The organism is Actinomycetospora sp. (assembly GCF_036497245.1).
Classification (GTDB): Bacteria; Actinomycetota; Actinomycetes; order Mycobacteriales; family Pseudonocardiaceae; genus Actinomycetospora.
In genome coordinates this window covers 1-26,658 of the sequence record NZ_DASXJS010000005.1, presented here as the reverse complement: position 1 = coordinate 26,658, position 26,658 = coordinate 1, and the positions used below count along the sequence as shown (strand labels likewise).

Here is a 26,658-nt window from a genome sequence, read left to right as displayed (position 1 = left end):
GCGTCGCACCGAACGCCCTCTACAGCCACGTCGAGGGCCGGGACGGGCTGCTCGACGCGGTACTCGACGACCTGCTGGGCGCACTCGCGCTCCCCGCGCCGGACACGGATCCGGCGACCGGGCTCACCGAGGTCATGACCGCGAGCCACGAGCTGCTGCTCGCCCACCCCGGGCTCGTGCCGCACTTCGTGGCCCGTCAGGGGGCGCGCGGGGAGAACGCGCGGCGGCTCGGGGGATCGATGCGGGTGCTGCTGGACCGGGGCGGGGTGCACGACCGCGCGACACAGGACACGGCGGTCCGCGTCCTCGTCGTGCACGCGATCGGGGACGCGGCGGTCGCGGCGGCCCCCGACGGCGCGCCGGTGCCGGTCGACGAACTGCGCGCGTCGTACGCGACCGGGCTGGGGTGGCTACTCCGGGGTGCGCTGCCGCGCTCGTGAGCACTAATCCGTGTTATCACGCGGATTAGTGCTCACGAGGCCGGAGGCCACCTACGAGCGCAGCACCGCGCCGTGCCGCTCCCCCGCCAGCGCGACCGCGGCGTCGCGGGCCACGGCCGCCTCCTCGATGGTGAGGGTGCGGTCGGGCGCGCGGAAGCGCAGGGCGAACGCCAGCGAGCGGCGGCCTTCACCGACCTGCGCTCCGCTGTAGACGTCGAAGAGCCGGACGTCCTCGAGCAGCTCGCCGCCGCCCGCGGTCAGTGCCGCCTGGACGTCCGCCGCCGGCGCCTCGACCGGGACCACCAGCGCGACGTCGAGCAGCACCGGCGGGAAGGACGAGACCTCGGGTCGGGCGAGCACCTCGGTGACCGGGAGCCGGTCGAGCTCGAGCTCCATCGCGCACGTGCGCGGCGGTAGACCCAGCGCCTCGAGCACCTTCGGGTGCAGCTCGCCCGCGTGCCCCACCAGGACGTCGCCGACGTGCAGCGCGGCGCAGCGGCCGGGGTGCCACGGGGCGTGCCGGTCGGCGGTGACGGTCAGCTCCGCGCCGTAGACCGCGGACACGGTGCGCGCGGCGTCGATCGCGTCCGCCCAGGTCGCCGGTCGGCCCTCGCCCCACCAGCCCGGGCGCTCCCAGGCCCCGGTGAGCACGGCGCCGACCCGCAGCGGCTGCGCGGGCAGTGCGTCCTTCAGCTGAGCGATCAGGTCATCGGAGGGCCGGGCGTCCACGGCGAGGACCGGCGCGGGCCCCGCGACCTTCCCGTCGCCCCGGTCCGGGCGGGCCACCTGGCCGATGTGGAACAGCGCGAGGTCCCGCAGCCCGCGCGAGACGTTGCGCACCACGGCGTCGAGTAGCCCGGGCAGCAGCGTCGTCGCGACGAGGGAGCGGTCGGCGTCGAGCGGGTTGGCCAGCCGGACGGCGGACCGGCGCGGGTCGTCGTCGTCCAGGCCGAACGCGTCGAGCACCGCGGGCGCCATGAACGGCGAGGGCAGGACCTCCTGGTAGCCGGCGTCCGCGAGCGAGTGCGACACCTGCCTGCGGCGGCGCTGCGCCGGCGTCAGGCCGGTGCCCGGGGCCGCCGCCGGCAGCTCGGACGGGATCGACTCGTACCCCTCGAGGCGCAGGACCTCCTCGACGAGGTCCGCCGGGCGCGTCAGGTCCGGGCGCCACGTCGGGGGCGCGACGGACACGCCGTCCGACTCGACGTCCACCGCGCAGCCCACCTGCACCAGGCGCCGCACGCTCGCCCCGCGCGGGTAGGCCACGCCCGCGACGCGGTCGGGCAGGTCGAGCGCCATCCGGATGCGCGGGACCGCCGGGTCCGTCCCCGCCGGGAACGGGCCGGCGTCGGTGACCCCCGCCGCGACGTCCGCCCCGCCGTAGCGCTCGAGCAGCGCCGCCGCGAGGTCGGTCGCCGCCCGGGCCACGGCCGGGTCCACCGCCCGCTCGAAGCGGCGGGCCGCCTCGCTGGGCAGCTTGTGCCGCCGGGCGGTGCGGGCGACGGAGGCGGGGTCCCAGGTGGCGGCCTCGAGCAGGACGTCGGCGGTCGCGTGGGTGACCTCGGTGGACGCGCCGCCCATGACTCCGGCGAGCCCGATGGGCCCGGAGTCGTCGCAGACGGCGACATCGTCGGGGTCGAGCGCCCGGCTGACGTCGTCCAGTGTCGTCAGCTTCTCGTCGGTGCGGGCGCGGCGCACCACCAGGTCGCCGGTCACGCGGGCCGCGTCGTAGGCGTGCATCGGCTGGCCGAGCTCGAGCATCACGTAGTTGGTGACGTCGACGGCCAGCGAGATCGGGCGGATGCCGGCGAGCAGGATGCGCCGGCGCATCCACCACGGGGTCGGTGCCATGGGGTCCAGCCCGGTCACGCGCCGGGCCACGAACCGGCGGCAGCCCGAGTCCGGCTCGACGTGCACCGGCCACCCGTCCCCGGTGGCCGCCGGGTGCCCCTGGTCGATCGCGGCGGGGTCGCCGTAGGAGGCGTCGTAGGCACAGGCGAGCTCGCGGCCCATCCCGCGGATCGACAGTGCGTAGCCGCGGTCGGGGTTCACGGCGATGTCGAGCACCGCGTCGGGGGCCGCCGGGTCGAGACCGAGGAGCCCGACGGCGTCGTCGCCCGGCTCGGCGGTGCCCGCGGGCAGGACCAGGATGCCGCTGTGGTCCTCGCCGAGCCCGAGCTCGTCGAGGGCGCAGATCATCCCGTCGGAGACGCGGCCGTAGGTCGTGCGCGCGGCGATCTCGAAGCCGCCGGGCAGCGTCGTGCCGGGCAGTGCCGCCACGACGAGGTCCCCGACGGCGAAGTTGGTGGCGCCGCAGACGATCCCCTGCGGCGCGGCCGGGTCGCTGCCACGGCTCCCCACGTCGACCCGACAGAACCGGATCGGCTTCTTGAACTCGGCGAGCTCCTCGACCTCCAGGACGCGGCCGATCACCAGCGGGCCGGTCACCGGCTCCAGCGGCACGACGTCCTCGACCTCGAACCCGACGCGGATCAGCGCCTCGGCGAGGGCATCCGCGGACTGGTCGCCTGCGCTGTCGGCGAGGGCGACGGGCTCGACGAGCCAGGAGGCGGGGACGCGCACGATCGGGCCTTTCGGAAGGGGTCGTCCGGACGACGGAGTCGGGAGCCAGGGTCAGGGCACGCTCAGGGCTCGACGGCGAAGGCGCTGGTGAAGCGGACGTCGCCCTCCACCATGTCGCGCATGTCGGGCAGGCCGTTGCGGAACATCAGCGTGCGCTCGAGCCCCATCCCGAAGGCGAACCCGGAGTAGACGTCGGGGTCCACCCCGCAGGCGCGCAGCACGTTCGGGTCGACCATCCCGCAGCCGCCCCACTCCACCCAGCCCGCGCCCCCCTTCTTCTGCGGGAACCACACGTCGGGCTCGGCCGACGGCTCGGTGAACGGGAAGTACGAGGGCCGCATCCGGATCGCCGAGTCCGGACCGAACATCGCGCGGGCGAACGCGTCGAGCGTGCCCTTGAGGTGGGCCATCGTCAGGCCCTTGTCGACGGCGAGGCCCTCGACCTGGTGGAAGACGGGGGTGTGCGTCGCGTCCAGCTCGTCGGTCCGGAACGTCCGCCCCGGGCACACCACGTAGACGGGCAGGTCGCGCTCGAGCAGCGTGCGGATCTGCACCGGCGAGGTGTGGGTGCGCAGGACCTGCTTCGCCTCGGCCGGCTCCACGTGGAAGGTGTCCTGCATGGTGCGGGCCGGGTGGTCGGGCAGGAAGTTCAGCGCGTCGAAGTTGAACCACTCCGACTCGACCTCGGGCCCCTCGGCCACCTCCCAGCCCATCGCGACGAAGACGTCGGCGATCCGCTCCGAGGTCTGGGTGAGCGGGTGGCGGCTGCCCCGGGGGTGCCGGTCGGTCGGCAGCGTGACGTCGACGGCCTCCTCGGCGAGCACCCGCTCGTCGCGCTCGGCGAGCAGGACCTCGTGGCGCTCGTCGTACGACGCCTGGACCGCCTGACGGGCCTCGTTGACCCGCTTCCCGGCGTCCGACTTGGCCTGCGGCGGCAGCGCCCCGATCTCGCGGCGGGCCAGCAGCACGGGCGAGCGGTCCCCGAGGTGGGCGGGCTTGAGCGCCGTCAGCGCCTCGAGCGTCGTCGCGCCGGCGAACGCACCCGTGGCCTCCTCGCGCGCCGCGTCGAGGGTCTCGGCGGACAGCGCGGAGACCTGCTTGGGGTCGAACGAGTCGTTGGTTCCGGACATCGCGGGTGGCTGCTGCTCCTGCTAGAGGTGGGGTGAGGGGACCCGAGTCTATCGAGGGCTCTCCTGCGCCCGCACCGACGCATAGAGGCAGACGGCCGCGGCCGTCGCGAGGTTGAGGCTCTCGGCCCGCCCGCGGATCGGCACCCGCACCCGGGCGTCGGCGGCGGCCGCGAGGTCGGCGGGCACGCCGTGCGCCTCGCTGCCCAGCACCCACGCGGTGGGGCGGGAGAGCAGCGCGTCCGTGGCCGGCCCGAGGTCGGTCTCGCCGTCGCCGTCCGCGACCACGACGGCGAGCCCGGCCGCACGCAGCGTCGCCAGGGCCGTCTGCGCCGACCGTTCCCGCAGGACGGGCAGGTGGAACAGGCTCCCCATGCTGGCGCGGACGCACTTGGGGTTGTACGGGTCGACGGACTCGCCGGTGAGCAGGACTGCGTCGGCGCCCGCGGCGTCCGCGGTCCGGATCACGGTGCCCGCGTTGCCCGGGTCGGCGACCCCGGCGAGGACGGCGACGAGGCGGGCGCCGGAGAGCGCCTCGGCCGGGTCGGTGTCCTCACGGCGGCACACCAGGACGAGGCCCTGCGGGTGCACGGTGTCGGTGAGCGACCCGAGCGCCTTCTCGGTGACGAGGGCGGTGCGGATGTCCGCGGCCCGGGCGCGGATCAGCAGATCCCGCTCGCGGTCGGCCACGGCCTCGGTGACGAAGAGGTCGACGACGGCGCCGGGCGTGGACTCCGCCCGGGCCACCGCGTCGTACGCGGGCCGCGTCCCCTCGACGAGGAAGCGGCCGGTGTCCTCACGCGCCGCGCGTCGCAGCAGCTTGCGGGCTGCGGCGACGCGCGGGGTGCGCTCGGTGAGCACGACGGAGTGCTCGCTCAGGCGGCTGCTCCGTCGTCGTCGGCGGTCGCGCCCTTCGGCACGTCGGCGACCGCGGCGCGCGCGGTCTCGACGAGCGCGGAGAACGCGGCCGCGTCCGAGACGGCGATCTCGGCGAGGTTCTTGCGGTCGACCTCGATGCCGGCGAGCTTCAGGCCCTGCATGAACCGGTTGTAGGTCATGTCGTTGGCCCGGGCCGCGGCGTTGATGCGCGTGATCCAGAGCTGACGGAAGTCGCCCTTGCGCTGCTTGCGGTCGCGGTAGGCGTAGGTCAGCGAGTGGAGCTGCTGCTCCTTCGCCTTGCGGTAGAGCCGCGAGCGCTGCCCGCGGTAACCACTGGCGGCCTCGAGAACCGTACGGCGCTTCTTCTGGGCGTTGACTGCGCGCTTGACGCGTGCCACGTCGTCCTGCCTTAGGTCGAGTCGGGGACTCCTCGCCTACACGGCGGGGCCTGTCCGGGTGGGTGGGACTTGCTCAGATGCCGAGCATGCGGCGCAGGCGCTTGTCGTCCTGCGGGGCGACCTGGACCTCGCCGGCGAGCCGGCGGGTCTTCTCGCTGGACTTCTTCTCCAGCAGGTGGCGCTTGCCGGCCTTCTCGCGCATCAGCTTGCCGGAGCCCGTCACCTTGATGCGCTTCTTGGTCCCGGAGTGGGTCTTGTTCTTCATCGTCCTCGTCCTGGTCGTGAGGCCGGCCGCGGCTCGCACACTGTGCGGCCCGGGCGGGGGCGGCTCCTGCGGTCCCGCGCGGCAGCGGGCCGTCGTCGTCGATCGACGACGGTACGGTCCGCTGCGCGGGGCCTCAGGAGGCGGGCTCGGGCTGAGCGGCCTGCTCGGCCTCGGCCTGCTGTGCTGCCTGCTGCTTCGGCGTCTTCGCGATCTTCTTGTTCGGCGCGAGCACCATGGTCATGTTGCGGCCGTCCTGCTTCGGTGAAGCCTCGACGAACGCGAGTTCGCCGACGTCCTCGGCGAGGCGCTGGAGCAGCCGGAACCCCAGCTCGGGGCGGGACTGCTCGCGACCACGGAACATGATCGTGACCTTGACCTTGTGACCCTGACCGAGGAAGCGGGTGACGTGCCCCTTCTTCGTCTCGTAGTCGTGCGGGTCGATCTTCGGCCGAAGCTTCTGCTCCTTGATCACGGTCTGCTGCTGGTTACGACGCGACTCGCGAGCCTTCTGCGCGCTCTCGTACTTGTACTTGCCGTAGTCCATGAGCTTGCAGACCGGCGGGCGTGCCTGCGCCGCGACCTCCACGAGGTCGAGGTCGGCCTCGCGAGCCAGTCGCAGGGCGTCCTCGATGCGGACGATCCCCACCTGCTCGCCGTTCGGACCAACCAAACGCACCTCGGGCACGCGGATGCGCTCGTTGATGCGCGTCTCTACGCTGATGAGTTCTCCTCGGGTTCGACAGTGTTTCCGGTCGCAACCCGGCGAGGGGGGTCCGTGTTCCCAACGACGTCAGGCCCCGCGCCGTCGTGCTCGTGGCGGGGGCCCTGACTCGTACCGATCCGGCGGTGCCACCGGGATCTCTCCCGACGACGAGCCGTCGTCACCGGCTCACGATCGAGCCGGCGGACCGGACCCGGCCACCTGAGGCGGCAGACCGGGTGGGAGGCGGGGCTCCACTTGCCGCTCGCCGAGCACGGAAGTACTCGCCGAGCTGGTCGCTCACTGGAACCGTACCACTGGGCGTGTCGGCCGGTCGCCGGGCGTGTCCGGAGGCCGGGCCGGCGATCAGCCCGCCTTGGCCCGTGAGCGCTTGGCGGGTGCCTGCTCCGGGGTGACCAGGTCGGCGAGGAACTGACCGGTGTAGCTCCCCGGGGCCGCCGCGACCTGCTCCGGGGTGCCCTCGGCGACCACGAGACCGCCACCGTTGCCGCCCTCGGGACCCATGTCGACGACCCAGTCGGACACCTTGATGACGTCGAGGTTGTGCTCGATGACGAGGACCGTGTTGCCCTTGTCGACCAACCCGTTGATCACGCCGAGCAGCTTACGGATGTCCTCGAAGTGCAGGCCGGTGGTCGGCTCGTCGAGGATGTAGATCGTCCGACCCATGGACCGCTTCTGCAGCTCGGAGGCGAGCTTGACGCGCTGGGCCTCGCCGCCGGACAGCGTCGGGGCGGGCTGACCGAGCCGCACGTAGCCCAGGCCCACCTCGGTGAGGGTCTTGAGGTGGCGGTGGATGGCCGTGATCGGCTCGAAGAACTCGGCGGCCTCCTCGATCGGCATGTCGAGGACCTCGGCCACCGTCTTGCCCTTGTAGTGCACCTCGAGGGTCTCGCGGTTGTACCGGGCGCCCTTGCACACCTCGCACGGGACGTAGACGTCCGGGAGGAAGTTCATCTCGATCTTGATGGTGCCGTCGCCCGCGCAGGCCTCGCAGCGTCCGCCCTTCACGTTGAACGAGAAGCGGCCCGGGCCGTACCCGCGCACCTTCGCCTCGTTCGTCGAGGCGAAGAGCTTGCGCATGTGGTCCCACACGCCGGTGTAGGTGGCAGGGTTGGACCGCGGCGTCCGGCCGATCGGCGACTGGTCGACCCGCACCAGCTTGTCGAGGTTGTCCAGACCGGTGACGCGGGTGTGCCTGCCGGGCACCTGGCGTGCGCCGTTGAGCTTGTTCGCCAGCACCGTCGCGAGGATGTCGTTGACCAGCGTCGACTTGCCCGAGCCGGACACCCCGGTGATCGACACCAGGCAGCCGAGCGGGAACGAGACGTCGATGTCGTGCAGGTTGTGCTCGCGGGCACCGACCACGCCGACCTGGCGCCGCTTGTCGCGCGGCCGCCGGATGTCCGGCACCGGGATGCTGCGCCGGCCGGAGAGGTAGTCCCCGGTCATGGAGTCGGTGTTCGCCTCGAGCCCGGCGACCGAGCCGGAGTGCACCACCTGGCCGCCGTGCTCCCCCGCGCCCGGCCCGATGTCGACGACCCAGTCCGCCGACCGGACGGTGTCCTCGTCGTGCTCGACGATGATCAGCGTGTTCCCGAGATCCCGCAGCCGGGTCAGCGTCTCGATGAGCCGGCGGTTGTCGCGCTGGTGCAGGCCGATCGACGGCTCGTCGAGCACGTAGAGCACCCCGACCAGGCCCGAACCGATCTGCGTCGCGAGCCGGATGCGCTGCGCCTCGCCGCCGGAGAGGGTGCCCGCTGCGCGGGCGAGCGTGAGGTAGTCCAGCCCGACGTCGAGGAGGAAGCCCAGCCGCGCCTCGACCTCCTTGAGCACCGCCCCGGCGATCACCTGCTCGCGCGAGCCGAGCACGAGCCCGGTGAGGAACTCGGCGCAGTCGGCCACCGAGAGCGCGCAGACCTCGGCGATCGAGCGGTCGCCCTGCGTCTCGTGGCGCAGCGTCACCGCGAGGATCTCGGGCTTGAGGCGGGTCCCGGAGCAGGCCGGGCACGGCACCTCGCGCATGTAGCCCTCGTAGCGCTCGCGGGCGCTGTCGGACTCCGCCTGATCCAGGCGGCGCTCGAGGAACGGCACGACGCCCTCGAACGCGGCGTAGTAGGAGCGCTCGCGCCCGTACCGGTTGCGGTACCGGACGTGCACCTGGTCGGTCGACCCGTGCAGCACGGCCTTCTTGACCGCCGCGGGCAGCTTCCGCCACGGCGTGTCCATCCGGAAGCCGACCGACTGCGACAGCGCCGTGAGCAGCCGCTGGAAGTAGTCGGCCGTCTGGCCCATGTTCCAGGGGGCGATCGCGCCGTCGGCGAGCGAGAGCTCGTCGTCCGGGACCAGCAGCTCCGGGTCGACCTCCATCTTGGTGCCGAGACCGGCACACGTCGGGCAGGCGCCGTAGGGGGAGTTGAACGAGAAGGCACGGGGCTCGAGGTCGTCCACGGCGAGCTGGTGGCCGTTCGGGCAGGCCATCTTCTCGGAGAAGCGGCGCTCGCGGTCCGGGTCGTTCTCGTCGAGATCCACGAAGTCGAGCACGAGGATGCCCTCGGCCAGCCGCAGCGCGGTCTCGACCGAGTCGGTGAGTCGCTGCTTGGCGGTGGCCTTCACCGACAGCCGGTCGACGACCACTGCGATGTCGTGCTTCTCCTGCTTCTTCAGCGTCGGCGGCTCGGCGAGCGGATACACCGTGCCGTCGACCAGGACGCGGGAGTAGCCCTGCCCCTGGAGCTGGGAGAACAGGTCGACGTACTCGCCCTTGCGGCCGCGGATCACCGGCGCCAGCACCTGGAAGCGGCGCCCGGACTCCATGTCGAGCACCTGGTCGACGATCTGCTGCGGGGTCTGCTTGGAGATCACCTCGCCACAGGTCGGGCAGTGCGGCGTGCCGGCGCGGGCGTAGAGCAGCCGCAGGTAGTCGTAGACCTCGGTGATGGTCCCGACCGTGGAGCGCGGGTTGCGGCTGGTCGACTTCTGGTCGATCGACACGGCGGGCGAGAGGCCCTCGATGAAGTCGACGTCGGGCTTGTCCATCTGCCCGAGGAACTGGCGGGCGTACGCCGAGAGCGACTCCACGTAGCGCCGCTGGCCCTCCGCGAAGATCGTGTCGAAGGCCAGGCTGGACTTGCCCGAGCCCGACAGCCCGGTGAAGACGACGAGGCTGTCACGCGGCAGGTCGATGTCGACGCCCGTGAGGTTGTGCTCACGCGCGCCCTTGACGACGAGGCGGTCGGCCACGGATCAGCTCCCCCAATTGGCAGTGCGGGCAGGACGTCCCGCCCTGCATACCCCGGGGCACCGACAGTCTCGTCCGCACTGACGGGCCGGAGCGCCTCACGGGGGTCTCATCCCATGCTAAGAGCACCCGCCGACAACGCCCGCCCGGCCCGGATCCGGGCGGCGGACGGCACGTTCCCGACGGCGGGCCGCACGCGCCGCCGGCCGTCGGGAAGGACCCGGATGCGGTGAACGGACGAGCGGGTGGGCTCCGTGGGTGACGGGGTCGACCGCCACGCGCCCCGTCGCTCGAGTCGTTGACGAGAGGCACATCACGCATGTCGGGGAGCCCTCCGCCGTGCCTGAGGTGCTCCTGATCAAGGAAGGGGGGACGCGAGGAGCACCGCGACCGGGCAGACTGTCGGGTGTGGAGCTTCTCGACGACTACACCGGACACGTCGACGCGAACGGTCCCGCGGCGCAGCGGGACCTCGGCGCGGTCACCGTCACCAAGGTCTCGGTCGGGCCGATGGACAACAACGCCTACGTGCTGGTCGACAAGGCCACCGGGCGCGCGCTGCTCATCGACGCCGCGAACGAGGCGGACCGGCTGCTCGACACCGTCGACACGGTGGCCGCGCGCGACGAGCTCAAGGACCTCGTGACGACGCACCAGCACTGGGACCACGTGCAGGCGCTGGAGGCGATGACGAAGGCGCTGTCGCCGACGACGTACGCCCACCCGCTCGACGGCCCGGAGCTGCCGGTGGCGCCGGACCGGACCGTGGGTGACGACGACGAGGTCCGCTTCGGGGACTCGCACGTCGAGGTCATCCACCTCGACGGGCACACCCCGGGCTCGATCGCGCTGCTCTACACGGACCAGAAGGGCACCGGCCACGTGTTCACCGGCGACAGCCTCTTCCCGGGCGGCCACGGCAAGACCGCGACGGTCGAGCACCACAAGGCGCTGATGGACGACCTCGAGAGCAAGGTCTTCGGTCGGCTCGGCGACGACACCTGGGTCTACCCCGGCCACGGCGACGACACCACGCTCGGCGCCGAGCGCCCGCAGCTGCCCGAGTGGCGCGAGCGCGGCTGGTGACGCGTCAGGCGCCGGGCATCTCCACGCCCGCCGCGGGGACGGTGCGGCTCATCAGCGAGCGTGCCACCTCCATCACCAGGTCCCGGTCGTAGACCACGGTGTACTCCATCTCGCCGGTGCTGCACGGGCGCGCCACCAGCGCGGCGGCGACGTGCGGCCCGACGACGGCGACGTCCCACTCGGTGCGGAGCGGGTCGTCGGGGGCGAGGACCGCCCCGCGGACGCCGCGCGGCAGCGCGGTGCCCACGCCGAACAGCGTGACGAGGCTGGAGTGCTCGGCCACGGTGGCGAACCGGCGGGCGCGCTCGCCGCGCGGGATCCCGTCCGGGCCCATCGACGCCAGCAGCACCGTCGGCCCCTCCGCGGTGAGCGCCCGCTGCTCGATCATGGTGGCGGCGAGGCGGACCTCGTCGACGGAACCCCGGTGCAGGGGGCGGACGCGGGCGACCGCCGCGAGCGGGCTGATCCGGGTCGGCGGCTCGGGGGGCCGGGCGACCGGCGCTCCGGTGCCCGCCCGCGGCGGCGGGCCGGCCGCCTCGACGAGAGCGGCCGGGCGCCCGAAGCGGTAGCCCTGGCCGAGGGTCGCCCCGAGGGCCCGGGCCCGGCGCTCGTGCTCGAGGGTCTCGATGCCCTCGGCGAGGACGACCGCCTCGTTCTGCTCGGCGTACGCCCCCACCGCCGCGGCGACCCGGGCGACCTCGTCGTCGAGGGGACCCTGGACGAGGCGCTGGTCGAGCTTCACGACCTCGGGGCGCAGGAAGGCCATGAGGGCGAGGGAGCCCGGGTGGCTCCCGACGTCGTCGAGCGCCACCGCGATCCCGACGTGGCGCAGGCGGGTGGCGAACCACTGCAGCCGGGCCGGGTCCCCGGTGAGCGCGCGCTCGGTGAACTCGAGGACGATCCGGCCTCCCCGGCGCAGGAAGGCCACGGCCTCCTCGGGGGGCGGGCCGAACGGGATGCCGTCCGGCTCGATGTTCAGGAACAGCGTCGACGGGCTCGCCGACCCCGAGCCGAGGGCCGTGGTGAGGGCGAGCACGCGGCAGTACTCGTCCAGCTCGGCGAGGTGGCCCGCGGACCGTGCGTCGGCGAAGATCCTCTCGGGGCACCGCCACGGCCCGGTGGGCCCACGGGTGAGCCCCTCGTGCGCGACGACGGCACCCGTCGAGAGATCGACGATCGGCTGGAAGACCGAGGTGAGCCCGGAGAGGTCGGGTCCGGTGTCGACCGCGCGCAGCGCTTCGGCCACGACCACCTCGTTCCGCCCGGGTACGTCCCGCGGGCCCCCGCCTGTGCGGCGACCCTTCCGGGCCACCACGACCACCATCAGTACACGGAGCGTACCCGGGTGGACCGAACGAGCTAGCTTTCCCCCACCGATACCACCCTCACGGGCGAGTCGGGTGACCCGACGGTGTCGCGTCCCGCCTGCGGCACGGTGCGGGCGAGCAGGGAGCGGGCGACGTCGAGGACGAGCGGGCGGTCGTGGGTGAGGACGTAGTCGAAGGCCCGGTCGGGGTCCGCACCGGCAGGACCGGTGGGGTCGTCGAGATCGCGTGCGACGAGCGCGGCCGCGAAGTGCGGGCCGATGACTGCGATGTCCCACTCCCGGCACACCGGGTCCCCGGCCGCGAGGTCCGCGCCACGCACGCCCGGCTCGGGCTCGGCGGGCATCCCGACGCCGAGGACCCCGACGAACGCGGCCGAGCGGGCGAGATCGGAGTAGCGGCGGCGCTCGTCGCCGGTGAAGGACGAGGCGCGCTGGAAGGCGGCGACGACGACGGCCAGCTCCCCCATCTCCGCCGCCTGCCGTTCGAGGAATCGGCTCACCGACAGCAGCAGGGGCGCGGTCGCCCGGCGCGGGGTGCGGACCCGCGCGACGGTGGCGAAGGGACTGCCGCGGGGAACCCGCGCGGCCGGACGACGCCAGGGCGGGACGAGCCGGGGCGCACGGAGGCCGGGCAGGATCGCCTGCGCGGGTTGCGCCGGGCCGAACCACCACCCCTGGCCCAGCGTCGCGCCGAGGCTGCGGGCGGTCGCGAGGTGATCGCGGGTCTCGACGCCCTCCGCGAGCACCAGCGCCTCGCTGTGCTCGGCGTAGGCGGCGACCGCCGACATGATCTCGGCGACCTCGGGCCCGGGGCGGGCGTGCACGAGGCGGAGGTCGAGCTTCACCACCTCCGGACGCAGGAACGGCATCAGCGCGAGGGAGGCGGGGTGCGCCCCGACGTCGTCGAGGGCGACGTGGAAGCCGTGGGCCCGCACCTGGTCGGCGAAGGAGAACAGACGCGCCGGGTCGGCGGTCAGGTCGCGCTCGGTGAGCTCGGCGACGACCCGCACCCCGCGCTCGGCGAGGTCGGACGTGGCCGTGAACGGCACGAGCTCCGTCGCCACGGTCAGCGGCTCGACGTTGACGAACAGCGCGAGGGGCCCCCGCATGCCCGCGGAGAATGCCTCCTCCACCGCCCGCCCCCGGCACAGCATGTCGAGCTCGGCGAGCCGCCCGACGCGACGGGCCGCGGCGAACATCGCGTCCGGGCGGGTGAAGGGGCCGTCGGCCGGGCCGCGGATGAGCGCCTCCACGCCGACCACATCGCCTCCGACCAGGTCGACGATCGGCTGGTAGACCGGTTCGACCGCGCGTCCGACGAGCAGCGCATCGAGCGCCGCGGCCTCGTCCTCGTCGAGCACGGACGCTCCTTCCCCGGCGCGTCACCACTCACGGTGCCTCACGTCCCCCGGGACGAGGTCACGGACCGCGAGACCGAAACAGCCGTTGTCACACGGTGTCACTCCTTCCGGCCGGCCGCCATCGGAGGTGTGTGACGGGTGCAAACTGGGCGCCGATGGACTCCACGCGCATCGATCGCTGGCTGTGGGCGGTGCGCCTGTCGAAGACCCGGGCGGACGCCGCGACCGCGTGCCGGGGCGGGCACGTGCGGGTCAACGACAAGCCGGCGAAGGCCTCCACCCCGGTACGCCCGGGGGACACGGTGCGCACGCGCCTCTACGACATCCCGCGCGTGGTCGAGGTCGGCCGCGTGATCGAGAAACGGGTGGGCGCGCCGGAGGCCGTGACGTGCTACGTCGACCACACCCCGCCACCGCCGCCGAAGGAGACGGTCGTGTCGGTGGCTCGGCGCGAGCGCGGCGCCGGCCGCCCGACCAAGCGCGACCGGCGCCGGATCGAGGCCTTCGAGCGCGCCTCGCTGATCCAGGGCGTCGAGCACGACGTGGCCGTCGAGCCGGATCCGGCGGACCCGGACCCCGTCGACCCGGACCTCGCGGACTGACTCCTCCGCGGGTGGTGCCGCCCGGGAGCTACTGCCCGTTCCGGGTGACCGAGAAGTTCGTGGTGACCAGCCCCGTGCCGCCGATCCACGGCTCGAACCCGGCCTGCACGCTCGTCAGGTACCAGTTCGGCTTCGCGACGCCGCGCTTCTGCGCATCGGCGACGAAGGTCGGGATCGCCATGTTCGTGACGGCGTTGGTCTGCTGCTTGCGGACGTAGGAGATGACCGGGACGCCGCCGTTGTCGCCCTGCCACACCTCGTAGGGCACGCCGTCGAGGGTGATGTCGCCGGTCTGCTTGCCGATCGGGTTCACGCGGTCGGTGTGCTTGAGCCAGATCATCAGCTCCAGCCCGGTGGGAGCACCCTCCTTACGCGCCGTCGGGTCGAGCCAGATGTCGTAGGCGACGTTGTAGTCGCCCTTGGCCGGCGTGGTCGTCGTCCACGTCGTGCGCAGGTCGCCGAGGTCGGCGATCGGGCGCGGGAACGGGGTGCCCTTGGTGCAGTTGCCGTAGTTGCAGCCGAAGACGATGGACGGGTACGACGCCGGGCCGCTGTCCTTGTCGTGGTCGGCCTCGACGCGGAATCCGGTGTCGAACGCGTAGATGCACTGCGAGGCGCCGCCACCGCCCCAGAGATCGTTCTGCACCTCGTAGCGCCCGCCCTGCACCGGCGTGGAGCCGAACTTGTCGCAGACCTTCTTCTCGGCCGGCGCCTTCGTCGTCGCGGGCGCCTTGGTCGCGGGCGCCTTCGTCGTCGCCGGCGCCTTCGTCGTCGTCGGCGCCTTCGTCGTCGTCGACGGGGCCTCTGCTGTGGTCGACGGGGCCGACGCCGTCGTCGTGGCGGACGTCCGGACCGCCGCGGGCACGAGAGCGGCACTGGTCGCGGTGCCCGCGGCTTGCTGCGGCACGACCGCCGTCAGGATCACGAGCGCCACGAGGCCCAGTCCACCCACGAGGGCCCGCACCGCCTCCGGACGGACCCGGGACGGGGAGTCGCATCGCCGGTGGCGACCCGCCCGACGGCGGGTGGGCCGCCGCACTCGCCCAGCCGAGCCGCCGCTCGTCGTCGGCCACTTACCGCTCATCCCGCACACCCTCACCGTTAGACCGTTCAGCGCGGCGGAACGTACGTTCGGCGCAACCGACCACGCCAGACAGCGTCAGTCGTTCGTGCGCGTGGGGACACGGATGCCACTCACACGGGTGGCACCGGTCGTGAGATCAGACGCCGTTGCGGGTGGCGTTGAAGGCGTCGGTGGACAGACCGTTGCCGCCGACCCACGGCTCGAAGCCCGCCTGGAGGTTGGTCAGGTACCACTCCGGCTTGACGGTGCCCTGGCGCGTCGCGTCGTGGACGAAGTCGGTGATAGGCAGGTCGATGACCTGGCGCACGGACTGCTGGCGGACGTAGGAGATGACCGGGACGCCGTTGTTGTCGCCCTGGTAGACGTCCCAGGTGGTGCCGCCGAGGTTCGCGGTGCCGGTCTTGTCCCCGATGGGGTCGATACCGCCCGCGCGGATCGTCCAGATCATCAGTTCGGCGCCGGTGTTGTCGCCGTCGCGCCGCGGGGTCGGGTCGAGCCAGATGTCGTAGGAGGCGTTGTACCGGCCGCTCCCGGGCACCGAGACCGACCAGCTGGAGCGGACGTCGCCGAGATCGGAGAGCGGGCGCGGGAACGGGGTGTTCCTGGTGCAGTTGCCGTGGTTGCAGCCCCACACGATCGACGGGTACGCGGCCGGGCCGGAGTCCTTGTCGTGCGAGGCCGCCACGGAGAAGCCGGTGTCGAAGGCCGTCGTGCACTGCGGGGTCGACGCGCCCCACGCGTCGTTCTGCACCTCGAACCGTCCGCCGGCGACCGGCGCGGAGCCGAACTTCTCGCACACCCGGGGCCCGGTGCGGCTGCCGATCGCGGAGAGCGGCGCGAGCAGCCGGGGGACGACTGGCGCCGCGGGTGCCGCCTCCGGGGACGGCCCCAGCAGGGGCGCGAGCGGCTGCGCCCCGGCGACGTTCCGCGCGGACGCGGCGGGGTCGACCGCGATCGGCGGGACGGTCGGCGCCTCGGCGGAGCCGCAGGCCGTCGCCAGCAGCGTCAGCGCCGCGGCGAGGGCCACCAGGAGAACGCGTGAGGCACGCATGGGTTCGCCCACGCGGGTGAGGCTAGAGGATGCGCCGAATGCTGTACCGCGCGGCCTCGACGTCGTGTCGCCGCAGGTCGGCGGGGGTCTGTTCGCCGAGAATCATCGCGGCGGCCAGGGCGGCGGCGGCCGGGGCGGTCTCGATCCCGGACCCGCCCTGGCCCGCGAACACGTGCAGCCCGGGGTGCTCGGGGCGGTCCCCGACGACGAGGGTGCGGTCGGGCGCGAAGGTGCGCTGCCCCGCCCACGCGGTGACGACCGAGCGGAGCGCGAGCGTCGTCACCTCAGCCACCCGTTCGAGGGCGAGGGCGACGTCGAGGTCGTCGGGGCGGGCGTCGCCGGGCTCCTGCGGGGTCTCCTCGGACGGCGACACGAGCAGGTGCTGCCCCTCGGGCTTGGCGTACCACCGCTCCGCCACCGAGACGACGAACGGATCGTCGTGGCGCACCGGGGCGCCGGGCGGGATCCGCGCGATCGCGATGGTCCGCCGGTAGGGGGTCAGGCCGATCGGCGCAGCCCCGGCGAGCGCGAGCAGGCGGTCGGTCCACGCGCCGGCCGCGAGCACGACGAGGTCGGCGTCGAGGGCGGTGCCGTCGGCGGTCGTCACCCGGTACCCGGAGCCCGCACGGCCCAGCCCGACGACGGGTGCGCGGGTCCGGATCTCCCCGCCGAGCGCCCGGAAGCGCTGCCGGAAGTACTGGTGCAGCCCGATCGGGTCCGCGTCCATCGCGTCCTCGACGACCGCGGCGGCGCGCAGCGGCTCGGGGCGCAGCGCGGGCCAGCGCCCGACGGCCTCGTCGACGGTCAGCTCCGTCACCGGGCCGAGCGGGAGGACGTCCTCGCGCAGCGTCCGCTCCTCCTCGGCGGTGTGCGCGACGTGCAGCACCGGGCGCGGGCGCAGGAACGGGTGGCCGGCGTCCTCGGCGATGGCGGCGAAGCGGTCGTACGACGCGGCGATCAGCGCGCGGATCGGCGGCGGGCCGTGGCCGGGGATGTAGCTCGCCGCCGAGCGCCCGGTGGTGTGACGGGACAGTTCCGGCTCGGCCTCGAGCAGGACCGGGCGTTCGACACCGGACGCGGCGAGCTCCGCCGCCACCGACATCCCGGCGATGCCGCCACCGAGGACGGCGACGCCATGTGACCGGGCCCGGTCGCCCTGACCACGGAGTCCGCTCACGGGGACCGGAGGTCCAGCCCCAGGTCCAGGGCGGGCGACGAGTGGGTGAGCCCCCCGACGGCGAGATAGTCCACACCGCTCGCCCCGTACGCGGCGGCGGTGTCGAGCGTGAGCCCGCCCGAGGCCTCCAGACCCGTCGCCGGGGCCGCCGCGTCGCGCCGCCGGACCGCCTCGGCGCACTCGTCCGCCGAGAAGTTGTCCAGCAGGATCAGCTCCAGGCCGAGAGTCAGGGCCTCGTCGAGCTGGGTGAAGGAGTCGACCTCGAGCTCGCAGGGCAGCTCGGGCGCCGCCGCCCGGGCCGCCCGGACCGCCGCCGTCACCGACCCGGCCGCGAGCACGTGGTTGTCCTTGATGAGCAGCGCGTCGCCCAACGACATCCGGTGGTTGACCCCGCCGCCGCAGCGCACCGCGTACTTCTGCAGCGCCCGCAGGCCGGGCACGGTCTTGCGGGTGTCCCGGATGCGGGCCGGCGTGCCCGCGACCGCGTCGACCCACGCCGCGGTGGCGGTCGCGACCCCGGAGAGCTGGCACAGCAGGTTGAGGGCGGTGCGCTCGGCGGTCAGCAGGGTCGTGAGCGGAGCCCGGACGGCGAGCGCCACGTCACCGGCGCGCAGCCGGTCGCCGTCGGCGCGGGCATCGAGGATCTCGAGGTCCTCGCCGCAGATCCGCTCGAGGACCCGGACGGCCACGCCGACCCCCGCCAGGGCGCCCGGCGGCCTCGTCCGGAACTCCCCGACCGCCACCGACCCGGCGGGGACGCACGCGGTCGTCGTGCGGTCGGGGCCGTCGCGCAGGTCCTCGTCGAGCGCGCGCTCGACGACGGCGTCGACCTCCGCCGGGTCGAGCCCGGTCGGCAGGGCGATGGCGGTCATGCGGCACCTCCGAGAACCCGGTCCGCCGAGGACAGCGTCAGCCGCCCGTCGACGAGCGTGACGGCGGCCGACGTGGCCTGCCAGCGGTCGTCGCGGCGGGGGTGGTCGCGCCGGACGTGACAGCCCCGCGACTCGGTCCGCGACCCGGCCGCCGCGAGCAGCGCGCCCGCCGCGAGGGTGAGCGCGGCGTCCTCGACCGCCGCCCGGTCGGACAGCGGGCGGTCGACGGTCACCGACTCGATCGCGTCGGAGGTCGCCGCGAGGCCTGCCGCGTCCCGCCCGACGGCCGCCCCGCGGCTCATGGCCCGTTGCAGGACGGTGCGGTCGGCGGTGGCGGCGACGATGGCCACCGGCTCGCCGGGGCGGATCACCGGCCGGGGCCCGGCGAGGGCCCGTGCCACGTCGACGCCGGCCCACCGGCCCACGACGAGCCCCTCGAGCAGGCTGTTCGAGGCGAGCCGATTCGCACCGTGCAGGCCGGTGCGCGCCACCTCGCCCGCGGCCCACAGGCCCGGCACGCCGGTGCGGCCGCGGGTGTCGGCGACGACGCCGCCGCAGGCGTAGTGGGCCGCGGGCCGGACCGGGATCGGCTCCCGCGCCGGATCGACCCCGATCGCGTCGCACGAGGCGGTCACGGTCGGGAAGCGCCGCCGGACGTCGTCCACGCCGGTCGCGTCGAGCAGGACATGGGGCGCGCCGGTGCCCGCGAGGATCGCGGTGATGGCGCCGGCGACGACGTCGCGCGGGGCGAGATCCCCGCGCGGGTCGACGCCGTCCATCACGGACCGCCCGGCGAGGTCGACGAGGTGGGCGCCTTCGCCGCGCAGCGCCTCGGTGACCAGCGGGGCTCGGCCGCGCAGACCGGGGACGGCGAGTGCGGTGGGGTGGAACTGCAGGAACTCGACGTCGGCGAGCGCCGCCCCCGCCCGCAGGGCCAGGGCCCAGCCGTCGGCCGTGGCGACCGGCGGGTTCGTCGTCGTCTCGTAGAGCCCGCCGACCCCGCCCGTGGCGAGCAGGACCGCGGGCGCCGTGACGACGCCGGGGCGGCCCGTGTGGTCCACGACGTCGAGCCCGGTGACGCGGCGGTGGTCGGGGTGCTGCCGCACGGCCACCGCGGTGTGCCCGGCGAGCACCGTGACGTCGCCGGGCAGCGCCGCGAGCAGCGCCCGCTCGACCTCGGCACCGGTGGCGTCGCCGCCCGCGTGGACGACGCGGGTGGTGCCGTGGCCACCTTCGCGGGTGCGGGCGAGGCGGGCACCGGCGTCCCGGGAGGCGTCGAACATCGCTCCCCGCGCCCGCAGGTCGGCGACCGCCGCCGGGCCGCCACCGAGGATCTCCCGGGTGGCGGCCTCGTCGACCAGGCCCCCGCCCGCGGCGAGCGTGTCGGCCACGTGCGCGTCGACGCTGTCGCCCGCGACGTCCCCCAGCACGACCGCGATGCCGCCCTGCGCCCACCGCGTCGAGCCCTCGTCGGGCGCGTCCTTGGTGACGACGACGACCCGCAGCCCCCGTCGCGACGCCTCGGTCGCCGCCGAGAGCCCGGCCACCCCCGAGCCGACGACGACGAGGTCGGCCGCCGCCGTCCAGAGGGTGCTCACTCCCCGCCTCCGGAGTGCCCGATCTCGATCATCCGCTGCACCGACGCGCGCGCCTTCTCGGCGGTGGCCGCGTCCACGTGGACCTCGTCGCGCCCCTCGCGCAGCGCCCGCGTGAGCGAGCCCGGGGTGATCGTCTTCATGTAGCCGCAGGCCGCGCGCTCGTTCACCGGGCGGAAGTCGACGGCCGGGTTGGCGCGCCGCAGCTGGTGGAGCATCCCGACCTCGGTGGCCACCAGGACGCTGGCCTTCGTGGTGTTCTTCGCGGCGTCGAGCATCCCCCCGGTGGAGAGGATGTGGACCTGCTCGCGCGGCACCGCTCCCTCGCCCGCGAGGTAGAGGGCGCTGGTCGCGCAGCCGCACTCGGGGTGGACGAACAGGTCGGCCTCGGGGTCGGCCTGGGCCCGGGCGGTGAGCTCGGCACCGTTGATCCCGGCGTGCACGTGGCACTCCCCGGCCCAGACGTGCAGGTTCGTCCGGCCGGTCTCGCGGCGGACGTGCGCGCCGAGGAACTGGTCGGGCAGGAACAGCACCTCGCGGTCCTCCGGGATCGACGCCACGACGTCGACCGCGTTCGACGAGGTGCAGCACACGTCGGTCTCGGCCTTCACCGCGGCCGTCGTGTTCACGTAGCTGACGACGACGGCGCCCGGGTGCTCGACCTTCCATTCCCGCAGCTGGTCGGCGGTGATCGAGTCGGCGAGCGAGCACCCGGCGCGCGCGTCCGGGATGAGCACCGTCTTCTCCGGAGCGAGGATCTTCGCGGTCTCGGCCATGAAGTGGACGCCGCAGAAGACGATGGTCGACGCGTCGGCCGCCGCGGCGATCCGCGACAGGGCCAGCGAGTCGCCGGTGTGATCGGCGACGTCCTGGATCTCGGGGCGCTGGTAGTTGTGCGCGAGCACGACGGCGTCGCGCTCCCGTGCCAATCGGCGGACCTCGGCCGCCCACTGCTCGACGACGTCGTCCGCGGCGCCGTCCAGGGACCGGGGCTCGACGAGATCGGTCGGTGGCTGGTGCGCCTGCGCGTCCACGGTGACGGTCATGGCGTGTCCTCCCCCGGGTCGACGCGCTCATGGTGGGAACGCGGGCCCGGTGCGGCGGGTCGAGGGTTTTCGCCTTTTGGTCGAAAACGTGGGCGACAGTACGCCGCGGCCACGCCCGGTGCCACCCGTCCGGTCGGGCGGTATGACCGAGGACACGCACGGCCCCACCAGCGTCGGCAGGCGTGCACGGAGCGCTACCGTGACGGGGTGGAGGCCGAGGGCCTGATCGCGCACGACGTCCTGGCCGTCGTCCTGCGAATCGCCGGGCGGGACGGTCAGCAGTGGGGGGAGCACGCCGATCGGGGAGCCGGACCCCTCGGGACCGTGCCCTCGGTGCTGCTCTGGCGCCGGGCCCGCGACCCGCACGCCGACCGGTGGGCCCTCCCGGGGGGCCGGTTGGGCGCGACGGAGGACGTCGAGGCGTCCGTGCGCCGCCACCTCGCCGAGAAGGTGGACCTCGCCGAGGTCGCCCACGTCGAGCAACTGTCGGTGTTCTCGGACCCGCACCGGGGCCCCGCGCCCCGTCGCGTCGCGACCGCGTTCCTCGGGCTCGTCCCCTCCGACGCCGACCCGGCCGTGCCCGCCGACACCGCCTGGCACCGGGTCGACGCGCTGCCGTCGACCGCGTTCGACCACGGGGAGATCACCCGCGTCGGCCTCGACCGGCTGCGCGCGAAGCTCTCCTACACCAACATCGGCTTCGCGCTGGCCCCGGACGTCTTCTCGATCTCCGAACTGCGCCGCCTCTACGCGGCCGCGCTCGGGCACCACGTCTCGGCCACGAACCTCCAGCGGGTGCTCACCCGCCGGGGCGTCCTCGTCCCGACCGGCACGACGGCTGCGCCCGGACCGGCGGGCGGCCGGCCGGCAGCGCTCTTCCGCTTCTCCGAGCACGCCCTGCGGGTGACCGATCCGTTCGCGGCGCTGCGCCCGCCGTCGGGTGCCGGCGCGGTCTGAGGCGTCGTCCATCCGGCGATCGCGGGCCGCAGACCGTAGCGTGGCCGCCGTGGTCGAGACGATGCCCCTCTTCCCGCTGGGCACGGTGCTGTTGCCCGGGGCATCGCTCCCGTTGCACGTCTTCGAGCCCCGCTACCGGCAGATGACGATCGATCTCGTGACCGGCGCGGTGCCCGGCAAGCAGTTCGGCGTGGTGGCGGTCCGGGAGGGCTGGGGTCCCGACGACGGGCCGGACGGGCTGCACGAGATCGGGTGCACCGCGTCCCTGCGTGAGGTCCGGCGACTGCCCGACGGCCGCTTCGACATGCTCACCGTCGGGGATCGGCGCTTCCGGCTGCTCGACATCGACGACACGGCCGCGCCCTACCTCGTCGCGAACGTCGAGTGGATCCCCGACCTCGAGGCCGACGACCCCGAGGCCCTCGAACCCCTCGAACTGGCCGCCCGCGCCGCGCACCGGCGCTACTGCACGACCGCGCGGACCTACCGGCGTATCGCCGACGCCACCGAGGCGGCCCTCTCCGACGACGACATCGAGGCCGCGGAGCCCGAGGAGAATCTCGGGCCGCAGGCGGAGTCGCCGCCCATCGGCGTCGACGACGACGGGCCGGTGGACGCGGCGGTGCTCGCCCACCTGCTCGCCGCCGACTGCCTGCTGCCCCTCGGCGACCGCCAGGAGATCCTCGAGCAGACGTGCCCGAGGAAGCGCCTCGAGATGGTCTCGCACTCGATGGCCCGCGAGGCGGAGCTGCTCGGGCGGCTGCACGCGGTGTGGGCGCCGACCGCGAAGTTCGCGGTGCCGTCGAGCGACAACTGACCCGTCAGTCCTCGGGCCGCCCGAGGTCGTCGGTGCCGAGGGCGATCGCGCACAGCAGGTAGGCCAGCACCGCCCCCACGCCCGCGCCCAGCACCGTCCAGAACGAGCCGATCACCGCGGGCACCGTCGTGAGAGTGGCCGGGATCGGCGGGCCGGGCGTACCGCTCGACGAGGCCTCGGCGCGATCGAGCAGCACGCCGACGGGATGCCGGTCGGTCAGCGGCCCCGCGAGCCACGTCCCGACCCGGGCCGCGACCCAGGCCGCCGCCGTCGACGCCAGAGCCACCCCGGCCAGCGTCACCGGGCCGCGTCGGGAGCGCGCCTGCCAGGCCAGCACCCCGACGACGACGCCGTAGGCGCTGGCGAGCAGGAAGAACACCGCGGTGGCGTCGAAGACGTGGTCGGACTCGGCCGCCAGGCCCGCGCTCGCCCCCGCCGCGGTCGTGACCGTCTCCTGGCCCGGCGCGACGAGCGCCCAGAGCACCCCCAGCAGCAGCCCGCCCGCGACGACCGCGAGCACCGTCCGCAGCACCGGGCGGACGTCGCCGAGGATCTCGACGCGGGTGAGCAGGCCGGTGGGCTGCTCGGCGACGAACTCGTCGGCCGGGAACTGCTCCGCGCCCACGCTCATCGCCCGAGCCCCGTGTCCGTCACCGCTGGGCCCGGTCGGCGCTCGAGGTCTCGCCGTGGCGGCTGCACCGCGCCGTCCAGCCCATGGGGTCGACCTGCACGACCATCCGGCGCCCGCACTCCGGGCAGTAGCGCGGCGGGTCGACCCGGGCGAGACGCGCGCGGCACTTCTCGTGCGCCTCGTCCGCCGGGCGGGCGGGATCGTCCGGCGCAGTCTCGCCCCCGCACCAGGAGCAGAACAGGGCCACGGTGTCGGTCACGGTCTCCGTCTCAGAGGGTGTCGTTCAGAGCCTTGATCGGCATCTTGAGGGAGTCGAGCATCTCGAGGTCCTGCTCGGCGGGGCGCCCGAGGTTGGTCAGGTAGTTGCCGACGATGATCGCGTTGACCCCGCCGAGCATGCCCTGCTCCGCACCGAGATCGCCCAGGGTCAGCTCCCGGCCGCCGGCGAAGCGCAGCACCGTGCGCGGCATCGCGAGCCGGAACGCCGCGATCGTCATCAGCGCGTCCGGTCCCTGCGGCACCTCGAGATGCGCGAACGGGGTGCCGGGGTTCGGGATCAGGAAGTTCATCGGCACCTCGTCGGGCTCCAGCTCGGCGAGCTGCACCGCGAACTCGGCGCGCTGCTCGAGCGACTCGCCCATCCCGACGATGCCCCCGCAGCAGACCTCCATGCCCGCCTCGCGGACCATCCGCAGCGTCTCCGCGCGCTCCTCCCAGGTGTGGGTGGTCACGACCTCGGGGAAGTGGCTGCGCGCGGTCTCGAGGTTGTGGTTGTAGCGGTGCACACCCATCGCGGCGAGCTCGTCGACCTGGGCCTGGGTCAGCATCCCCAGCGAGCACGCGACGTTGATGTCGACCTCGGCGCGGATCGCCGCGACACCGGCCCGGATCTGCTCCATGAGCTTCTCGTCCGGGCCACGGACCGCAGCGACGATGCAGAACTCCGTCGCACCGGTCTTCGCGGTCTGCTTCGCGGCCTCGACGAGTCGGTCCTTGTCCAGCCACGCCGCGCGCACCGGGGAGTCGAACAGCCCCGACTGCGAGCAGAAGTGGCAGTCCTCCGGGCAGCCGCCGGTCTTGACCGACACGATGCCCTCGACCTCGATGTCCGGCCCGCACCAGCGCAGCCGCACGTCGTGGGCCAGCGCCAGCGCCTCGGTCAGCCGCTCCCCCGGCAGCCGCAGGACCTCGAGGACCTGAGCCTCGGAGAGTCCCTCGCCGCGCTCCAGGACCTGCTCACGGGCGACGGCGAGGATGTCGTCGCTCGTGCCACCGGTCTCGTGGGCGGTCTCGGTGCTCGCCGTCACGCGTCGCTCCTCGTCGTCGGGGATGTCGGGATCGGACTGTCGACCGGCCGGAGTCTGCCTCACGGTTCCCGATCACGGGAGTGGCGGGACCCACTGCCCGCCCAGGACGGGATGCAGGCCACACCGCGCGGCCTCGGTGAAGCCCTGCGGGTCGGCCCGACCGAGCCCCTCGGGCAGGACCCCGAGCAACGGCGCGCCGGTGACCGTCGGGAGATCGGCGAGGTTGGTGCGCTCCGCGAGGTCGGGCTGCTCGGGATACGCGCCGACGACGGTGCCGGTGAAGGTGAGGTGGCGCCGGTCGAGGGCCTCGGCGGTGAGCGCGGCAGTGTTGAGCACGCCCAGGCCCGCGGACGCGACGAGGAGCACGGGGGCGTCCAGCGCGGTGGCGACGTCGCCCAGGGTCTCGCCGTCGTCGTTGAGCCGGACGAGCAGGCCGCCCGCCCCCTCGACGAGCAACAGGTCGACGCCCGGGCCGGCGGCCGTGTCCGAGGCGGCGGCCGTGACGTCGGCGACGCGCAGCGGTGCGCGGCCACTGCGACGCGCGGCCGTCGCCGGAGCGAGCGGGTCCGGGTAACGGGCGAGCTCACGGACGGCGACGGCGCCTCCGGTGAGCCGCGTGACGTCGGCGAGGTCGCCCGGCGCTCCGGGTTCGATGCCGGTCTGCGCGGGCTTGAGGACGACGACCCGCTCCCCGGCCGCGGCGGCCAGCGTGGCCACGGCGGCGGTCACCACCGTCTTGCCGACACCGGTCCCGGTGCCCGTGACGATCAACGTCCGCACGCCGATCGACCCTAGGCCCTGGCGGAGACCACTCGGATAGTGATATCACTTTGATGTCTTCACGACAGCTCATCGAGGAGGTCACCGTGTCCGTACCGACGCAGGCCGAGGTCGCGATGCCGCAAGCACGCATCCGGGAGGTGAGGGCTCACGACGCCTCGGGGTGGGCGATGCTCGGCGTCGCGCTGGCGCTGGTCGCCGCCGGGGTCGTCGTGGCGGTGGTGAGCGGTCCCGGACCGGGGATCGCGGTCACCGTGGTGCTCGTGCTCGCGGCCGCGGTGCTCGCGCGGGGACTGGTCGCGGTGTCCCCGGGGCAGGCGCAGGTGGTGCAGCTGCTGGGGCGCTACCGCGGCACGGTGCGCACCGAGGGCCTGCGCTGGGTCAACCCGCTGACCAGCCGCCGCAGCCTCTCCACCCGGATCCGCAACCACGAGTCCGACACCACCAAGGTCAACGACCTCGACGGGAACCCGATCGAGATGGCCGCCGTCGTCGTCTGGCGCGTGGACGACACCGCCAAGGCGGTCTTCGAGGTCGACGACTTCGTCCGCTTCGTCGACATCCAGACCGAGTCCGCCGTCCGCCACATCGCGGGCTCCTACCCCTACGACACCACCGACGAGAACAGCCGCTCACTGCGTGAGAACGCCGACGAGATCACCGCCACGCTCTCGTCGGAGATCGCGGCGCGGGTCGAGTCGGCGGGCGTGCACATCATCGAGTCGCGGATCACGCAGCTCTCCTACGCCCCGGAGATCGCGCAGGTCATGCTCATGCGCCAGCAGGCCGGGGCCGTCGTGGCCGCACGCGGGCGGATCGTGGAGGGGGCGGTCGGCATGGTCGAGTCCGCCCTGTCGCGGCTGGAGGAGCGCGGCACCGTCGAGCTCGACGAGGAGCGCAAGGCGACGATGGTGAGCAACCTGCTCGTCGTCCTCGCCGGCGACCGCTCCGCACAGCCCGTCGTCAACGCCGGCTCGCTCTACCAGTAGGAGCGCGGGTGGCGGAACGCAAGAAACTCCTGCTGCGCCTCGACCCGGCCGTGCACGACGCCGTGGCCCGCTGGGCGGGTGACGACCTGCGCAGCGTCAACGCCCAGATCGAGTTCCTCCTGCGGCGCGCGCTCGCCGACGCCGGGCGCACGCCGCGGGAGGCCCGACCCATGCGCGGTCCGGGGCGTCCGCGCCACGACTCCGACGAGGGTGGGGACGACCCGCCGCGGTGAGCCCACCTTCGCCCGGGCCACGACCGGGGTCCCGACCTGGCGAGGGAACTCCGCGGGGCGGCGCACCGACCTTGCTGCCGGGGCCGCGG

The 26,658-nt window shown here is 74.0% G+C and carries 25 protein-coding genes and 1 pseudogene; 7 read left to right on the top strand and 19 right to left on the bottom strand.

Features of this window, described 5'->3' with window-relative positions:
- A pseudogene (locus VGI02_RS00665) lies at positions 1–440 on the top strand (hypothetical protein); the annotation flags it as partial.
- A 51-nt stretch (positions 441–491) separates the two neighbouring features.
- Here the strand turns inward: VGI02_RS00665 and pheT are convergent.
- The 7 genes from pheT to uvrA form a co-directional block, all read right to left on the bottom strand.
- Positions 492–3,023, bottom strand: a complete 2,532-nt coding sequence (gene pheT, locus VGI02_RS00660) for a phenylalanine--tRNA ligase subunit beta (protein ID WP_331625291.1) — start codon at positions 3,021–3,023, stop codon at positions 492–494.
- 62 nt (positions 3,024–3,085) lie between these two features.
- Positions 3,086–4,153 carry a phenylalanine--tRNA ligase subunit alpha gene (gene pheS / locus VGI02_RS00655; protein WP_331625290.1) on the bottom strand — a complete coding sequence of 356 codons (1,068 nt, stop codon included), beginning with the start codon at positions 4,151–4,153 and terminating at the stop codon, positions 3,086–3,088.
- Positions 4,154–4,201: 48 nt separating this feature from the next.
- Positions 4,202–5,011 carry a TrmH family RNA methyltransferase gene (locus VGI02_RS00650; RefSeq protein ID WP_331625289.1) on the bottom strand — a complete coding sequence of 270 codons (810 nt, stop codon included), beginning with the start codon at positions 5,009–5,011 and terminating at the stop codon, positions 4,202–4,204.
- Between the two features lie 14 nt (positions 5,012–5,025).
- A complete protein-coding gene (gene rplT, locus VGI02_RS00645; protein ID WP_331625288.1) occupies positions 5,026–5,427 on the bottom strand; it encodes a 50S ribosomal protein L20 in 402 nt (133 codons plus the stop codon).
- Between the two features lie 73 nt (positions 5,428–5,500).
- Positions 5,501–5,692: a 50S ribosomal protein L35 gene (rpmI, locus tag VGI02_RS00640; RefSeq protein WP_331625287.1), complete on the bottom strand. Its 192-nt coding sequence runs from the start codon at positions 5,690–5,692 to the stop codon at positions 5,501–5,503.
- Positions 5,693–5,825: 133 nt separating this feature from the next.
- Positions 5,826–6,413 carry a translation initiation factor IF-3 gene (gene infC, locus VGI02_RS00635; protein ID WP_331625293.1) on the bottom strand — a complete coding sequence of 196 codons (588 nt, stop codon included), beginning with the start codon at positions 6,411–6,413 and terminating at the stop codon, positions 5,826–5,828.
- Positions 6,414–6,758: 345 nt separating this feature from the next.
- Complete coding sequence (gene uvrA, locus VGI02_RS00630) at positions 6,759–9,656, bottom strand: excinuclease ABC subunit UvrA (protein ID WP_331625286.1); 2,898 nt, start codon at positions 9,654–9,656, stop codon at positions 6,759–6,761.
- Positions 9,657–10,062: 406 nt separating this feature from the next.
- Here uvrA and VGI02_RS00625 point away from each other — a divergent pair, with 406 nt between their 5' ends.
- Positions 10,063–10,740, top strand: coding sequence for an MBL fold metallo-hydrolase (locus VGI02_RS00625; protein ID WP_331625285.1), 678 nt, complete (start codon positions 10,063–10,065; stop codon positions 10,738–10,740).
- A 4-nt stretch (positions 10,741–10,744) separates the two neighbouring features.
- Here VGI02_RS00625 and VGI02_RS00620 read toward each other — a convergent pair whose 3' ends face one another.
- Complete coding sequence (locus VGI02_RS00620; RefSeq protein ID WP_331625284.1) at positions 10,745–11,986, bottom strand: EAL domain-containing protein; 1,242 nt, start codon at positions 11,984–11,986, stop codon at positions 10,745–10,747.
- 113 nt (positions 11,987–12,099) lie between these two features.
- Positions 12,100–13,428, bottom strand: a complete 1,329-nt coding sequence (locus VGI02_RS00615; RefSeq protein ID WP_331625283.1) for a sensor domain-containing phosphodiesterase — start codon at positions 13,426–13,428, stop codon at positions 12,100–12,102.
- A gap of 155 nt (positions 13,429–13,583) precedes the next feature.
- Between VGI02_RS00615 and hslR the strand changes: the two genes are divergently transcribed.
- On the top strand, positions 13,584–14,030 hold the full coding sequence (hslR, locus tag VGI02_RS00610; protein ID WP_331625282.1) for an Hsp15 family ribosome-associated heat shock protein: 447 nt from the start codon (positions 13,584–13,586) through the stop codon (positions 14,028–14,030).
- 28 nt (positions 14,031–14,058) lie between these two features.
- Here the strand turns inward: hslR and VGI02_RS00605 are convergent, their stop codons facing one another.
- The 6 genes from VGI02_RS00605 to nadA all read right to left on the bottom strand — a co-directional run bounded on the left by VGI02_RS00605 (position 14,059) and on the right by nadA (position 20,855).
- Complete coding sequence (locus VGI02_RS00605; RefSeq protein ID WP_331625281.1) at positions 14,059–14,982, bottom strand: GH12 family glycosyl hydrolase domain-containing protein; 924 nt, start codon at positions 14,980–14,982, stop codon at positions 14,059–14,061.
- A gap of 268 nt (positions 14,983–15,250) precedes the next feature.
- Positions 15,251–16,177 (bottom strand): GH12 family glycosyl hydrolase domain-containing protein, encoded by a 927-nt coding sequence (locus VGI02_RS00600; RefSeq protein WP_331625280.1) that lies wholly within the window; start codon positions 16,175–16,177, stop codon positions 15,251–15,253.
- Between the two features lie 10 nt (positions 16,178–16,187).
- Entirely contained in the window at positions 16,188–17,342 is a 1,155-nt protein-coding gene (locus VGI02_RS00595) for an NAD(P)/FAD-dependent oxidoreductase (RefSeq protein ID WP_331625279.1), read from the bottom strand.
- Positions 17,339–18,214 carry a carboxylating nicotinate-nucleotide diphosphorylase gene (gene nadC / locus VGI02_RS00590; protein ID WP_331625278.1) on the bottom strand — a complete coding sequence of 292 codons (876 nt, stop codon included), beginning with the start codon at positions 18,212–18,214 and terminating at the stop codon, positions 17,339–17,341. The genes VGI02_RS00595 and nadC overlap by 4 nt, the downstream gene beginning before the upstream one ends.
- Positions 18,211–19,812: an L-aspartate oxidase gene (gene nadB / locus VGI02_RS00585; RefSeq protein WP_331625277.1), complete on the bottom strand. Its 1,602-nt coding sequence runs from the start codon at positions 19,810–19,812 to the stop codon at positions 18,211–18,213. Before nadB ends, nadC begins: the two co-directional genes overlap by 4 nt.
- Entirely contained in the window at positions 19,809–20,855 is a 1,047-nt protein-coding gene (gene nadA / locus VGI02_RS00580) for a quinolinate synthase NadA (protein WP_331625276.1), read from the bottom strand. The genes nadB and nadA overlap by 4 nt, the downstream gene beginning before the upstream one ends.
- A gap of 207 nt (positions 20,856–21,062) precedes the next feature.
- Between nadA and VGI02_RS00575 the strand changes: the two genes are divergently transcribed.
- Positions 21,063–21,812, top strand: coding sequence for an NUDIX hydrolase (locus VGI02_RS00575; protein WP_331625275.1), 750 nt, complete (start codon positions 21,063–21,065; stop codon positions 21,810–21,812).
- A 49-nt stretch (positions 21,813–21,861) separates the two neighbouring features.
- Positions 21,862–22,629, top strand: a complete 768-nt coding sequence (locus VGI02_RS00570) for an LON peptidase substrate-binding domain-containing protein (protein ID WP_331625274.1) — start codon at positions 21,862–21,864, stop codon at positions 22,627–22,629.
- A gap of 4 nt (positions 22,630–22,633) precedes the next feature.
- Here VGI02_RS00570 and VGI02_RS00565 read toward each other — a convergent pair whose 3' ends face one another.
- From VGI02_RS00565 to bioD, 4 genes are all read right to left on the bottom strand, one after another.
- On the bottom strand, positions 22,634–23,260 hold the full coding sequence (locus VGI02_RS00565) for a DUF2567 domain-containing protein (RefSeq protein WP_331625273.1): 627 nt from the start codon (positions 23,258–23,260) through the stop codon (positions 22,634–22,636).
- Between the two features lie 19 nt (positions 23,261–23,279).
- A complete protein-coding gene (gene bsaP, locus VGI02_RS00560; protein ID WP_331625272.1) occupies positions 23,280–23,519 on the bottom strand; it encodes a biotin synthase auxiliary protein BsaP in 240 nt (79 codons plus the stop codon).
- A 10-nt stretch (positions 23,520–23,529) separates the two neighbouring features.
- Positions 23,530–24,567, bottom strand: coding sequence for a biotin synthase BioB (gene bioB, locus VGI02_RS00555; protein ID WP_331625271.1), 1,038 nt, complete (start codon positions 24,565–24,567; stop codon positions 23,530–23,532).
- Between the two features lie 72 nt (positions 24,568–24,639).
- Positions 24,640–25,347, bottom strand: a complete 708-nt coding sequence (gene bioD, locus VGI02_RS00550) for a dethiobiotin synthase (protein ID WP_331625270.1) — start codon at positions 25,345–25,347, stop codon at positions 24,640–24,642.
- Between the two features lie 116 nt (positions 25,348–25,463).
- Here bioD and VGI02_RS00545 point away from each other — a divergent pair, with 116 nt between their 5' ends.
- Together VGI02_RS00545 and VGI02_RS00540 are read left to right on the top strand one after the other, a co-directional pair.
- The gene (locus tag VGI02_RS00545; RefSeq protein WP_331625292.1) at positions 25,464–26,336 is read left to right on the top strand and encodes an SPFH domain-containing protein; all 873 of its coding nucleotides are present in this window, start codon (positions 25,464–25,466) and stop codon (positions 26,334–26,336) included.
- Between the two features lie 8 nt (positions 26,337–26,344).
- Positions 26,345–26,569: a type II toxin-antitoxin system antitoxin gene (locus VGI02_RS00540; protein WP_331625269.1), complete on the top strand. Its 225-nt coding sequence runs from the start codon at positions 26,345–26,347 to the stop codon at positions 26,567–26,569.
- Positions 26,570–26,658: the final 89 nt, after the last annotated feature.

Excerpts from the sequence above, each read along its gene's own strand:
- pheS (WP_331625290.1), bottom strand. The coding sequence starts at position 4,153 with ATGTCCGGAACCAACGACTCGTTCGACCCCAAGCAGGTCTCCGCGCTG.
- rpmI (WP_331625287.1), bottom strand. The coding sequence starts at position 5,692 with ATGAAGAACAAGACCCACTCCGGGACCAAGAAGCGCATCAAGGTGACG.
- hslR (WP_331625282.1), top strand. The coding sequence starts at position 13,584 with ATGGACTCCACGCGCATCGATCGCTGGCTGTGGGCGGTGCGCCTGTCG.
- nadC (WP_331625278.1), bottom strand. The coding sequence starts at position 18,214 with ATGACCGCCATCGCCCTGCCGACCGGGCTCGACCCGGCGGAGGTCGAC.
- nadA (WP_331625276.1), bottom strand. The coding sequence starts at position 20,855 with ATGACCGTCACCGTGGACGCGCAGGCGCACCAGCCACCGACCGATCTC.
- VGI02_RS00565 (WP_331625273.1), bottom strand. The coding sequence starts at position 23,260 with ATGAGCGTGGGCGCGGAGCAGTTCCCGGCCGACGAGTTCGTCGCCGAG.
- VGI02_RS00545 (WP_331625292.1), top strand. The coding sequence starts at position 25,464 with ATGCCGCAAGCACGCATCCGGGAGGTGAGGGCTCACGACGCCTCGGGG.